Origin of the sequence: Corynebacterium sp. HMSC064E07 (assembly GCF_001815745.1) — a bacterium.
Lineage (GTDB): Bacteria > Actinomycetota > Actinomycetes > Mycobacteriales > Mycobacteriaceae > Corynebacterium > Corynebacterium jeikeium_D.
This window is the reverse complement of the sequence record NZ_KV821824.1, coordinates 10,990-23,260: the sequence shown is the minus strand read 5'-3', so window position 1 is coordinate 23,260 and position 12,271 is coordinate 10,990. Positions and strand designations below refer to the sequence as shown.

At 56.9% G+C, this 12,271-nt stretch carries 8 protein-coding genes and 1 pseudogene; 7 read left to right on the top strand and 2 right to left on the bottom strand.

Annotated features, from left to right (window positions below):
* The first annotated feature begins 2 nt into the window (after positions 1-2).
* The 5 genes from HMPREF3053_RS07920 (at position 3) to HMPREF3053_RS07900 (ending at position 5,696) form a co-directional block, all read left to right on the top strand.
* Positions 3-1,043 (top strand): aspartate-semialdehyde dehydrogenase, encoded by a 1,041-nt coding sequence (locus HMPREF3053_RS07920; RefSeq protein WP_048733178.1) that lies wholly within the window; start codon positions 3-5, stop codon positions 1,041-1,043.
* A gap of 809 nt (positions 1,044-1,852) precedes the next feature.
* The gene (locus tag HMPREF3053_RS07915; RefSeq protein WP_016421885.1) at positions 1,853-2,809 is read left to right on the top strand and encodes an iron-siderophore ABC transporter substrate-binding protein; all 957 of its coding nucleotides are present in this window, start codon (positions 1,853-1,855) and stop codon (positions 2,807-2,809) included.
* A gap of 51 nt (positions 2,810-2,860) precedes the next feature.
* Positions 2,861-3,856 carry a FecCD family ABC transporter permease gene (locus tag HMPREF3053_RS07910; protein WP_222865141.1) on the top strand — a complete coding sequence of 332 codons (996 nt, stop codon included), beginning with the start codon at positions 2,861-2,863 and terminating at the stop codon, positions 3,854-3,856.
* Positions 3,853-4,905: a FecCD family ABC transporter permease gene (locus tag HMPREF3053_RS07905; RefSeq protein ID WP_371450598.1), complete on the top strand. Its 1,053-nt coding sequence runs from the start codon at positions 3,853-3,855 to the stop codon at positions 4,903-4,905. Before HMPREF3053_RS07910 ends, HMPREF3053_RS07905 begins: the two co-directional genes overlap by 4 nt.
* Positions 4,902-5,696: an ABC transporter ATP-binding protein gene (locus HMPREF3053_RS07900; protein WP_016421888.1), complete on the top strand. Its 795-nt coding sequence runs from the start codon at positions 4,902-4,904 to the stop codon at positions 5,694-5,696. Before HMPREF3053_RS07905 ends, HMPREF3053_RS07900 begins: the two co-directional genes overlap by 4 nt.
* Here HMPREF3053_RS07900 and HMPREF3053_RS07895 read toward each other — a convergent pair.
* Both HMPREF3053_RS07895 and HMPREF3053_RS10900 read right to left on the bottom strand, forming a co-directional pair.
* Positions 5,693-6,616 carry a siderophore-interacting protein gene (locus HMPREF3053_RS07895; protein ID WP_016421889.1) on the bottom strand — a complete coding sequence of 308 codons (924 nt, stop codon included), beginning with the start codon at positions 6,614-6,616 and terminating at the stop codon, positions 5,693-5,695. The two genes, HMPREF3053_RS07900 and HMPREF3053_RS07895, sit on opposite strands and share 4 nt — an antisense overlap.
* Before the next feature lie 111 nt (positions 6,617-6,727).
* Positions 6,728-7,918 (bottom strand): annotated as a pseudogene (locus HMPREF3053_RS10900) (IS3 family transposase); the annotation flags it as partial.
* A 519-nt stretch (positions 7,919-8,437) separates the two neighbouring features.
* Between HMPREF3053_RS10900 and HMPREF3053_RS07885 the strand changes: the two are divergent.
* Complete coding sequence (locus HMPREF3053_RS07885) at positions 8,438-9,085, top strand: hypothetical protein (protein ID WP_070767545.1); 648 nt, start codon at positions 8,438-8,440, stop codon at positions 9,083-9,085.
* A 929-nt stretch (positions 9,086-10,014) separates the two neighbouring features.
* Positions 10,015-12,271: VaFE repeat-containing surface-anchored protein (locus HMPREF3053_RS11275; RefSeq protein WP_168166701.1), on the top strand; the 2,257-nt coding region annotated here is incomplete at its 3' end.

The window sequence follows — 12,271 nt, the reverse complement described above, 5'->3', positions numbered from 1 at the left end:
TAATGACCACGATTGCTGTTGTTGGTGCCACTGGCCAGGTTGGTCGTGTGATGCGCACCCTGTTGGCGGAGCGTAATTTCCCGGCCGATAAGGTTCGTTTCTTCGCTTCTGCCCGTAGCGCGGGCAAGGAGCTGGAGTTCCGCGGCGAGAAGGTTGTTGTCGAGGATGTCGCGGCTACTTCTGACGAGGATCTGAAGGGCATTGATGTCGCGGTGTTCTCCGCTGGCGGCACGCTGTCGAAGGAGCAGGCTCCGCGTTTTGCGGCTGCTGGCGCTGTTGTTGTTGATAACTCGTCGGCGTGGCGTAAGGATCCGGAGGTCCCGTTGGTGGTCTCCGAGGTCAACCCGGATGCTTTGCAGGACATCCCGAAGGGAATTGTCGCTAATCCGAACTGCACCACGATGGCCGCGATGCCGGTGCTCAAGCCGCTTCACGACGAGGCCGGGTTGCAGCGTCTGCGTGTGTCCTCCTACCAGGCCGTCTCGGGTTCGGGCCTTGCTGGCGTGAATACTCTGGCTGGCCAGGTGCGCGAGAACATCGACAACCTGGAGAAGCTGACCACTGATGGTTCGGCTCTGGTTGCGGAGGACTTTGGTCCGTATGTCGCACCGATTGCTTTCAACGCGCTGCCGGTGGCTGGAAACTTTGTTGATGACGGTTCACTGGAGACCGATGAGGAGCAGAAGCTCCGCAATGAGTCCCGCAAGATTCTGTCTATCCCTGAGCTGGCTGTTGCTGGTACTTGTGTGCGTGTTCCGGTGTTCACTGGCCACACGCTGGTGATTCACGCTGAGTTTGAGAATGCGCTGTCCGTGGAGAAGGCAACCGAGCTGCTGGAGTCCGCGCCGGGCGTGAAGGTCGTTGACGTTCCGAATCCGCTTGCCGCCGCTGGTGTGGATGAGTCCCTGGTGGGTCGTATCCGTGTCGATCAGTCGGTTCCGGAGGGGCGTGGCCTGGTGCTGGTTGTCTCTGGCGACAATCTGCGTAAGGGCGCTGCTCTGAATACCATCCAGATTGCGGAGTTGTTGGTCGCTGACCAGTAGTTGAGCGCAGTACTTAAAAGCGCAAAAAGTTAAGCCTCGGCACTTAGCGAACTTCGTGCTCTCAATGACAACTACTCCCCACTAGTCGGTAACTGATTTCTCAGTCCAACTAATGGGGAGCAGTTCACATTGTTGCGGTAGGGGGCCTATTTTTTCTTATTGACGCCCACGCTTTCCGCTTGGCTGCAGCGCCAGCGGAATGTGAGATTGTGCGAGCGCAGTGCTGGGGGGATTGCGTGACGGGAGGCGCCGGCGCCCTATTTGGTGGCGTGAGGATGTGCAGATGTCGCTAGACCGGGAATGCGTGGCCGACGGCGCCGTATTTGGGGCGCTAGCAGGGGTGAATGTCGCTAGAACGGGAATGCGTTAAAGACACTGATTTGCAGCTCCGCAAAACTGCAGGTCAGGGAATTGACGCAAAATTCGGAGGCGCGCCTGTGCTGACAGATTCCCGTTCTAGCGACATTTCGACCTTCGAAGTGCAACTTTTCCGACAGTTGGTGCCACGAGTTGCAATAGCGCGAGCATCTCGGCATTGAGAGCCAGGGTGGCTAGGGTGGCCAGGGCGGTGACAGTGGCCAGGGTGGCTAGGGTGGCCAGCGTGGCGACGGTGGCCAGGGCGGCGATGGAGTCGGTAGCGGCCGAGCAGGAAGCGGACTAATTTAGGGTAGCCTGTTGTGTGGTTAGCCTTACCTGTGTAATATAGGCTCGATTGCTGTGTTGGCCGTAGCCGAAAGAGGCCATCAGTCTCTTGGGGCTACGGGTACTTTACAGCGTTTCAAAGAGTTCCTTACGCGTTAGGCTTTCACATGTTTCGAAACAATTCGCTGACCCGTCGAGCGGCGCTGAAGACCGCCGCTGTCTTGGCAGCATCCACTCTTGTTCTGTCTGGTTGCTCCCGAGGCGACGACGCGGCGGCGTCAAAAAATGAGGGCACCGGGGACGAGCGCATCGCCGCAGTTGGCCTGGGAGACAGCGATACCTTGCTCGCTCTAGGCATCCAACCAGTCCTCGTAGCGCCCTGGGGTGCTGAGGGAGATGTTGATGCATCTGGCGTCGGCCCATGGGCTACCGAAAAGCTCGGCGACAACAAGCCTGAAGTGGTTTACGGTACTGCCAACGGATTCACTGCTGAAATCCTGGAGAAGATCTCCGCCGCTGATCCGGACAAGATCATTGCGGTGAACTCTGCCGTAGACGCGCAGGCGAAGAAGGCGCTTAATGACATCGCCCCAACCACCGTTAAGCCAGACGGTGCCACGGACTGGCAGATCCCCTGGCGGGATCAGGTCAACCAGATCGCCGGCGCTGTAGACAAGCAAGAAGAAGGCGACAAACTCGTCGAAGAAACGCAGAAGGCCTTCGATGATTTCCAACAGCAGCACCCTGAGCTCAAAGGCAAGCGTGCGGCTATCGTCATGCCTTATCAGGGAAAGATCGGCCTGTACACCTCCGGTGACGGTCGCGGGCAGTTTATCAAGAGTCTGGGCTTCGAGATCCCGAAGGAGCTCGAAGGTAACGGGGGCGAGTTCTACCGCGACATCGCACCTGAGAACTACAGCGACCTCAACAACGTCGATTACCTCTTCATCCTTGATTACCAGGGTGCCGCCGATACCTTGAAGAAGGATCCAACATTCAGCAAGCTGGACGTTGTTCGCGAAGGCAAGGTCCGCTGGATGGACGAAAACGTGGGCAATGCAATGAGTATGCCGAACCCATTGACCATCCCCTGGGCAGTCGACAAGTTCTCTGACGCAATTTAATTGAAAGTGTCCGTTTCAAGAGCTCGACATTCTTTGGTGTTTTCCCGGCGTTTGCTTACTTCGGCCGCACTCGTTGGCTTGGCTTTGCTGCTGCTTGCCTCCCTGTACTTGGGTTCCAAAGATCTTTCCATTGGCGAAGTGACCAGCATCCTCATGCATGGTCCGCACCCATCTACGCAATCCGGCATCATTTGGGACTTGCGCGTTCCGCGCACCCTCTTGGCTGTGATCACAGGCGCAGCCCTGGCTATGGCGGGTGCCATTGCTCAGAGCTGGACCCGCAACCCCCTGGCAGATCCCGGCATTATCGGCGTGAACGCTGGAGCAAGTTTCGCAGTCGCTGCGGCACTGACCTTGGGCTGGGCAACGACGGTCGGGGAGCGGACACTTGTAGGGCTCGTCGGGGCGGCCGTCGCTGCCTTAATCGTGCTGTTGATTTCCCGCGTATCGCGTAACCCGCTAACTCTGGTACTCGTGGGCGTGGGAGTTACCTTCGCCCTGCAAGCGGCCACGAATATGCTGAGCCTCTATTCTTCCGACACCCTGGAAGGGCTCCGCCGCTGGACCGTTGGCTCTACAGCTGGGCGGGGTATGGAAGACGTGGCCTTAGCTGCTTTAGGTCTAGCACTAGGTGCTCTATGTGGTGCGCTTGCAGCACGCCCGCTGGATCTACTTGCGATGGGAGAGGACTCCGCCCGTTCCCTTGGCAGCTCGCCCACGAGAACCCGCTTGTTGGCTGCCGCAGCGGTGATCATCCTCGCCGGCTCGGCGACAGCCACTGTGGGGCTTGTGACATTCGTGGGCTTCGCCGTGCCACACCTACTACGCCCGTTTACCGGCCCGTCCCTGACTCGCCTCTTGCTGCCGACCGGCATTGTTGGTGGCGCGGCTGTGTTGCTAGCCGATATTGTGGGCCGCTTCGTCCTGCAGCCTAACGAGCTGGAAATGTCCATTGTCTTAGCTATTGTCGGTGCCCCAGTGATGATTCTGGCGGTGCGACGTAAGAAGAGTTCACCGACCTCGAATGACTCGGAGCTGACGATATGAGCGATATGACGTCTATCCGTAGTATTAAGCGTTCACGAAGCAGACGCGTCCTGGCGGCTTCGGCAGGGTTCGCCCTCGTAGCGGCTCTTTGTTACTGCTTAATCCTGGGGCAAGGAGCGGTGAAGCTCAGCCCGATGGAAGTCATCGAGGTTCTCACCGGTGGGGGCACACAGCAAGCAATCAACGTGGTGTGGGATCTCCGCCTGCCTGTAGCAATCGCTACCGTTCTGGTCGGCGCGGCTCTAGGGCTGGCAGGTGCGTGGACTCAGACCATGGCCCGCAATCCGCTGGCCAGCCCGGACATTCTCGGTGTATCCGGCGGCGCGGCGGTTTTGGTTGTGGCGGGCACCGTAGTTACCCGCCCTGCATGGAGTGAGGGGGTGCCGACGTTCTGGTGGCGTGCTGCACTCGCTTTGCTTGGCGCACTAGTGATCGTTGGTTTGCTCGTTCTACTCGGTGGCTTCGGGACGTCGCAGCGCGTAGTGGTCATCGGCCTGGCACTGTCTTTCCTCACGCAGTCTTTAGTGCAGTATCTCCTGCTCCGGGCTGACTTAACTCGTGCCACGGATGCCCAAACTTGGCTCGCTGGGTCTACCGGCTTTGTGCGTATGGAAGCTTTGTTTCCTATGGTGTTGGGCCTGTTGCCCTTCGTAGTTTTAGGCCTCTGTGTTACGCGCGATGTCCCTCTTCTTTCTCATGATGACGCCACCGCGTCCACACTTGGGGTAAATGTCACGAGGGTGCGCGCTATTTTGCTCATTGCCGCAACGGGCATTGTCGCGGTGGTGGTTTCCTTTGTCGGCCCAATTGGATTCGTGGCACTATTGGCTCCTCAGCTGGCCAAGCTGGTGGCCGGAACGCCCACGCCCCATCCGTTGTGCTCTACTTTTGCAGGCGCTGCTCTATTAGCTGCGTGCGCCGTCGTGGCGGGCGCACTGCCATTTACATCCCCTGTGGGTTTGGTTACCGCCATCATCGGTGGCCCCGCGTTGGTGTTGCTTGTGTGGTTGGCGGCCCGTCGCGGAACTCTGAAAGGAATGGTTCAATGAACGTTCAAGTTGATCACGTCACCGTGGGCTACAACGACGGCCCAAGCATTGTTAAGGACGTGTCTTTCACTGCAGAGCCCGGGAAGGTCACCACGCTCTTAGGCCCCAATGGTTGTGGCAAGTCGACGTTGCTCAAGACGCTTTCTCGGCTGCTTGCTCCCGCCGAAGGACGGGTTCTTGTAGAGAAAAAGGACGTGCATAGTTTGCGGTCGCGCGAAGCCGCCCAACTAATTGCGCTTTTGCCACAACACCCGCTGTGTCCGGCGGGATTGACCGTTGGAGAACTTGTGGAGCGCGGACGGCACCCTTATCGTCGATCGCTCTGGGGTGGGGGAGCGACGGCGTCAGAAGATAAAGAAAAAGTGCGCGAGGCGCTGAAGAAGACGAAGGTTGACCATCTTGTTGCCCGCGACGTGGCGGAGCTTTCTGGCGGCCAGCGGCAGCGGGTCTGGATGGCGATGGTGTTGGCGCAGGATACGCCAATTGTGCTGTTGGACGAACCGACTACCTACCTAGATCCGGCACATGCGATAGAGATTCTAAGTATCGTGCGGGAGCTCGCTCAAGAGGGCAAGACGGTGATTACCGTACTTCATGATCTTGGCCTGGCGGGAGCTTTTAGCGACGAGATGATCGTCATGAAGGAAGGGGAAAAGATCGCCGAGGGTTCTCCAAAGGAGGCTCTGACGGTGGATGTGTTGCGCGAGGCATATGGCCTGAATGCCGAGGTGTGGGAAGATCCCCGCGGTATGGCTCCGATTATTGTGCCGCGAGGGATTGTGGCTAATTAAGGCCGTGCCCTGCCTAGGAACCAATAGGGGCACCACTGCACGGATTCGCTATTGAGGCCCCAGGTGTGAATTGCGTGGCGCCGTACTTCCTTGCAGAGCTGTCCTTCACCCGCGACCCAGACGTACTTCGACTGTGTTGCGGGGTGTTCGGCACGGTCCAGTTGCTGTAGGTGGGACATCACTGCCGTGCTGAAGTCCGTTGTAGCGCTAAACAGCACTTCTAGGCTGCCCAGCTTGCTCTCCCAGTCGGCGACGAGGGATGGCTCGAGGTCACCATGGTTCTCGGCGACCACTACGAGGTGTATGTCGCGCAACTGTTCCGGGGCAAACGCATCCGCGTAATCCAAAATGGCGCGAACGGAAGGTACGGCAGATGGGTCTGCGATAAGTGTTTGTGAACTTTGCGCGCGGTGCCAGAGGCCCTGGCATGTCCAGATGCCTACCTGGTCGCCAACACGAGTTGCAAGAGCCCAGGCGAGCCCTGGTCCGACGTGCTCATCCTTTGGATTTTTGACGCCATGTGTCGCCACGTCGAAAGTTATCTGTCCGCACTCGGGATCGAGTGAGCGTACGGTGTACCAACGTAAATTTGGGCGTTGGGTCTCCGGCATGGCTGTAACGCTTGCGCGGATATTGGCGCCACCTCCGTGGAGGGGTAAATGGAGATTCTCGCCGGGCTTAGCCGGCATAAAGAGGCCAAAGAATTCGTCCGGGCCGGAAAGCTGAAAGCCGACTAGCTCGGGGGAGCGGATGACAATCCTCTGCAGGTTTTCTGCCGGGGCGCTGACGTCATAAACAGTGGCGCGGATGATTCGATGGTGCGGTTCAGAAGGGGCGGCCAAGAGTAGGTGGTCAGAAAAGGCCGCGCGGTAGGCGGAAGTGTTCGTCGGAGTGTTCAGGGTAACTGGGTTCGAGGTCATAGTGGGAGTTAACTTACCCTTACCTAAAGCAAAAGTGAAAGGGTGAGGGGCAGAAAAAGCCCCGCGGGGATCCGAGGTGAACTGGTCCCCGAAAGTTGGACTGGTTTAACTCTAGGCGGTTAGGGCTTCAAGGGTCTGATTTCGATATTGCATCGGGGTCAGGCCCTTGAGTCGTTGTTGGACGCGTTCGGTGTTGTACCACTGGATGTATTCGTCGATTACTTGGTTGAACTCTGCGACAGTGTCGAAGACTTCTCCGTGGTACATCTCGGTTTTCACGTGGCCGAAGAAGTTCTCCATGACCGCGTTGTCGTAACAGTTGGCTTTACGCGACATCGACTGAACACCGCCGTTGTCGCCGATCAGGTCACGCCACGAGGCATGCTGGTACTGGAAACCTTGATCGGTGTGCATCATCCACCCGGGTTCAGGTGCCCACGCCGCGATCACCTTGGGCAAAGAATCGGTGGTCAACGCTGTCGACGGCGATGTAGCCACAGTGTGGGCAACGATTGAGCGGTCGAACAAGTCCATCACCGGTGACAGGTAGACCTTGCGGCCTGCGACCCTGAACTCGGTGACGTCGCTGACAAAGACGGTATTTGGCTTATCTGGGGTGAATTTGCGGTCAAGCTTGTTGTCGGCAATGTGGCTGATCGTCCCGGTGTAGGAAACATAAGGTCTACGTTGGCGGATCTTGGCTCGCAGCCCCATCTCGCACATGAGTTTGTAGACGAGTTTGTGGTTGACCACCCAGCCCTGGTTGCGCAGGTCAAGTAGCACTCGTCGGTAGCCGTAGCGATGCTTGTTACGCTCGAAGCTTTCCCGAATCGCTTGCTTGAGCTCGGCGTGCTTATCTGGCTTACTGAGTCGTTGCTGGTGGTAGAAGAACGTCGACCGTGGCATACCTGCTGCCTCTAGGAGGTACTCCAAGCGGTGGTGCGACTTGAGGATGACAATCGCCTGGACTTTCAGGCGCGTCCCTGATTCCTCAAGTCCCGCAATTTTTTTTAGATAGGCATTTTCGGCCCGCAACCGTTCGTTTTCGCCACGCAGCTTGTCTTCCTCCGACAGCGGCTTCGGCGTGACCGATCCTTTGGGTCTGCCCTTCGGCTTCGGTTTCAACGCGTCATCGCCGTCTTTGCGCCATTTCCACGTCCACCCGCGGACCAGCTGCTGTGATGACAGGCCAAATTCACGTGCAAGATCCATCGCTGTCTCGCCAGCAAGGTGGCGTTGGACAACTTCCTTCTTGATCTCGAACGAGTACTGCTGCTTAGTCGGTTTCTCCACAAGACATAGCCTGCATGCAGCTTAAACCGACGACAGAGCATACGGGCGGCATACTTGGAGACACCAAGGGCATTGGCAGCGGCTGTATAACCCATGCCTTGCTCAAATAGTTCAACCAACTGCTCGCGCTGATATTCACTTAGCGAACTTCGTGCTCTCAATGACAACTACTCCCCACTAGTCGGTAACTGATTTCTCAGTCCAACTAATGGGGAGCAGTTCATTAGGTGCCGAGGCGTTTCTGCTGGAAAAGGCGAGCCTGGTTTGGGGTGACCAAACGGCTAGCAATGTGACCCGTGACATGCGACGTTTGGGCATAAGTGCAGGTTAAATTTTGCCGTTATTCTGTTTCCAATTTCCTGGCTGAAGTGGGTCGAATTTCTATATTGTGACCGTTTTTCATCACCGGTACGGTTTTCGTGTGAGCACGGCAGTGGCCGCAAAGGAGAAGGCGAGAAGCCCTTTACCTTCAGCTCTGGGCATCGCGCCACACCATTTATCTACACTTCATTTTTCTAAAGGATCATCATGGATAACCTGTGCAATATCTGCGAACTGATTTCCTCCTTGCCAGCACCGGCTCCGCTGCCGGTACCTGAGTTCAACGTGAACTTCCCGGAGGGCCCACTGGTTCAGGTCGACTCTCTGTTCCCGAACTTCCACTCTCTGACTGAGGGCGGCAACCTGGGTCTGCAGAACGTTGGCGGCGATCAGGACAACGCTCTGCAGAATGTTGGCGGCAACCAGGGCCTCCAGAACGCTGGTGGCGACCAGCTGAACGGTGGCGACCAGATTGGCGGCGACAAGCTGGACAAGGGCGACAAGGTCGGCGGCGACCAGGTTAACGACAAGGGCCAGATTGGTGAGCGTCAGTCCGGTTTCCAGACCGGTGGCCAGGATCAGAGCCTGCAGAACGTCGGTGGCGACCAGGGTCTGCAGAACGGTGGCCAGGAGCAGGGCCTCCAAACCGGCGGTAAGAACCAGAATGGTCTCCAGACCGGCGGCCAAGAGCAGGGCATGCAGACCGGCGGTAAGAACCAGGGTGGCCTCCAGACTGGCGGCCAAGAGCAGGGCATGCAGACCGGTGGCAACAACCAGGGTGGTCTGCTGGCCGAGGACGGTGCAGGTGACAACCTGCCAGTCGACCTGGACCTCACCGGTGCAAAGGCTATCTAAGGCCGTCTAAGCCGATTTAGGCACTGCACTGCGCAGCTGTTAGCTTGCGCGGCGATTAGCGCGTAACAGCGCACGAGCGCCTTCTCACTCTTTGTGGAGTGGGGAGGCGCTTTTTGCGTTTATAGCTGGCGACGTGGGGTCGATCCGAGTAACTGACTGCGTTTATGACAAAAATGGCCCGAAAAATGGCTTGAAAGTGTCATAAACTCGCACAGTTTCACATTTGCAGCCCTCTATTCAGGCGCGATTTGCATAACGTGATCTGCTGGAATGCCTTGAATCAGACCCACTTTTATCTATTAACTGCGGATGGAGAGGGCTGGGGGTGGAGAGGCAAAAATTTATGCAGCCGCAATTAACGCACAATTATGTGGCTTATTAAATGCGCCTAGGGGGGTGTTTTTGTAAATAGCTCAGAGGTGTCATTATTGTGTTCGGAATTTATTGGGATGCATTTTCATTAGGTGGGGGTGGGGTGTCGGCTGTGCCTTATCTCACAATTATAAGAATCGTGACATGGGAGACATTTCAACCCGAATTAATGGGTGGAGATTTATTAAAAAATCTTCATATCTGCAGGTAATGGAGGTTTATCTGGGCTGAATGGCTAGGTGTTGTAGAGGAAGGTGGAATGTTGGTATTTGTCCGGTATCCATATGGCTACCCCAGAAAAAATATGTAAACAACAATTATTGGCATTGAAATAAAAGGAAATAGGGGTGCTAATTAAATGGTCTAACAAACATAAAATGTATTTGTTATATTCGGGGACGGCCAACGCTATAAATGAGAATTAGAAGGCGATGTCAACTGGGCTACCTGTGATGGGGGCTGGAGACGCTTATGCGTGGTCATTGATTGTTCATTGAAGGCTGGAAAGGTAGCGAAAGGTGTATAACGCACTGAAATCGAAGGAAGGGGGAGGGCTCATGTTCGGTCGTTTTACAAACGAGAAGCGCTGGTTGGCGCTTTTTAGCTTCATGGCTGTGCTCGCTCTTTTCTTCGCTAAATCTCCAATAATTGCGCATGCGCAGGATGCAGAAGACACTGGCGAAACCCTGACAATCCAGAAGATTTTGAGTGTTCCTGGAACCGTTAAGGGTGTTGAAGCCAATGGAAATGTCCGTGATTTTGGGCCACTCATTGCGGCATTTGACGAGGCTGCAACTCCATTTGGTAGCCACAAAATGGGTTACTGCATTGAGGCCAGCGTCGCCGGTGATCTTTATGACACCGGTCGTGTGCAGAACTTCAGTCAGTTCTCGCGCAGTACAGATACCAATAACAAGCTGCGGAACGACTTTGACCGATACCGGAAGCTCAACTGGATTGCGCACCACGGTTCTCCAGCTGTTGGTTTGGATGAACTGGGGAAGGCAGCTGGAGTTAAAGGACGTCTGAATGTGCTGGACGCCAATAACGCAACTCAGTTCGCTCTGTGGCACTTCTCCGATGACATTGACTTCTCCCAGGGCATTCACAACCCATCGACGAAGGCTGTCTACGACTACCTCACTGGTCCGGCTAACGTCGGTCAGGGCACTGTCGACGGTACGAACCGCACTGGCTACATTTTCAACAATGGTAAGAAACAAGACATCATTGTGATTGACAATGTCACTCCGTCTTCCGGTGAAGTTCCGGCAGAGCCGACGAAGCCGTCCGAGCCAGAAAAGCCATCTGAGCCGGAACAGCCAACCGAGCCGGAAAAGCCGACTGAGCCGGAGAAGCCGACTACTCCGACCACGCCTGCGGAGACCACGACTCCGTCCGAGTCGACCAAGCCGTCTGAGCCAGAAAAGCCGAAGACGCGTAAGCCGTCGATCTCCACGCAGGCTCGCCTGAACGGCAACAAGATTGTTGCGGGCGCTGTGGTTAAGGACATCGTGAAGTTCACCGACCTTGTTCCGGGTAAGAACTACCGCCTGGACGCCACCCTGGTGGACAAGATCAATGCTGATCGCATCCTGGGTACCGGCAGCGTCGAATTCACTCCGGAGACCTCTTCGGGTGAGCAGGCCGTCATGATTACCGTCTCCGATGATGTAGATGAGCCGGTATCCGCTGCTGTTGCATTTGAAAAGCTGACCTCGACAGAGGTCACCGCCGATGGCCAGGACAACACCGATGGTCAGCGGGTAGAAATCGCTACCCACGAGGACATCAACGACGCAGCTCAGACCGTTCACGGCGAAAAGCCGGAGCAGCCGTCGACCTCCGAAGAGACCCCGACGAGCGAAGAGACGACCGAGGAGACGACCGAAGAAACAACGGAGCCGTCGTCCAGCGAGACCGCTACTTCTGAGACCAGTGAGTCTGAGACTCCGACGACGTCGGAAAGCGAAGAGCAGCCGAGCTCTTCGACGACTACTCCTAACACCTCCGAGTCCACGAAGCCGGCCGCTCCGACGGAACCGACCGAGTCCACGAAGCCGGCCGCTCCGACGGAACCGACCGAGCCGACTGACAGCACTGAGTCGCAGACCACGGAACCGACCGAGCCGACTGAGACTACCGAACCGTCTAAGCCGAGCGAGCCAGCTGATACGCCGCTGGAGCCGGAGCTGCGCACGGTAGCCGAGCTTCAGGGCAACCGCATTGAGGCTAATGCCAAGGTTGTCGACACCGTGCATTTCGAGGGCCTGGTGCCTGGTAAGAACTACACCCTCTCCGGTGAACTGGTTAACAAGGCTGATGGCTCTGTGATTGGTCATGGCGAGGCGACGTTCAAGCCGACGTCGGCAAGCGGTACTGTGACTGTCACTCTTGAGGTGTCTGGCTCTGTTAAGACTCCTGTTGCCGAGGCTGTCGTGTTCGAGCACCTGACCTCTGATGAGGTTGACTCGACTGGTAAGGAAAGCGCTGGTCAGGTCAATGAGATCGCTGACCACGCAGACATCAACGACGCTAGCCAGACCGTGACCGGCGAGGTTCCGGAGAAGCCGGAAGACACCCCGACTGAGGAAAGCGAAACTCCGTCCGAGGAGACGACCGCACCGGAGACCAGCTCGACTGAGCCGACCACGTCCACGGTTCCGGCAACGCCGAGCGACGATGAGCCGTCCGAGCAGCCGGAGACGACACAGCCGGAAGAGCCGTCTGAGACGACAACTCCGTCTACGTCCGAGTCCGAAAAGCCGAGCAAGCCGACTAAGCCCGCTCAGCCGAGCAAGCCGAGCAAGCCGA

Coding starts and splice junctions, on each gene's coding strand:
- HMPREF3053_RS07920 (WP_048733178.1), top strand. CDS start 3: ATGACCACGATTGCTGTTGTTGGTGCCACTGGCCAGGTTGGTCGTGTG.
- HMPREF3053_RS07915 (WP_016421885.1), top strand. CDS start 1,853: ATGTTTCGAAACAATTCGCTGACCCGTCGAGCGGCGCTGAAGACCGCC.
- HMPREF3053_RS07905 (WP_371450598.1), top strand. CDS start 3,853: ATGAGCGATATGACGTCTATCCGTAGTATTAAGCGTTCACGAAGCAGA.
- HMPREF3053_RS07900 (WP_016421888.1), top strand. CDS start 4,902: ATGAACGTTCAAGTTGATCACGTCACCGTGGGCTACAACGACGGCCCA.
- HMPREF3053_RS07895 (WP_016421889.1), bottom strand. CDS start 6,616: ATGACCTCGAACCCAGTTACCCTGAACACTCCGACGAACACTTCCGCC.
- HMPREF3053_RS07885 (WP_070767545.1), top strand. CDS start 8,438: ATGGATAACCTGTGCAATATCTGCGAACTGATTTCCTCCTTGCCAGCA.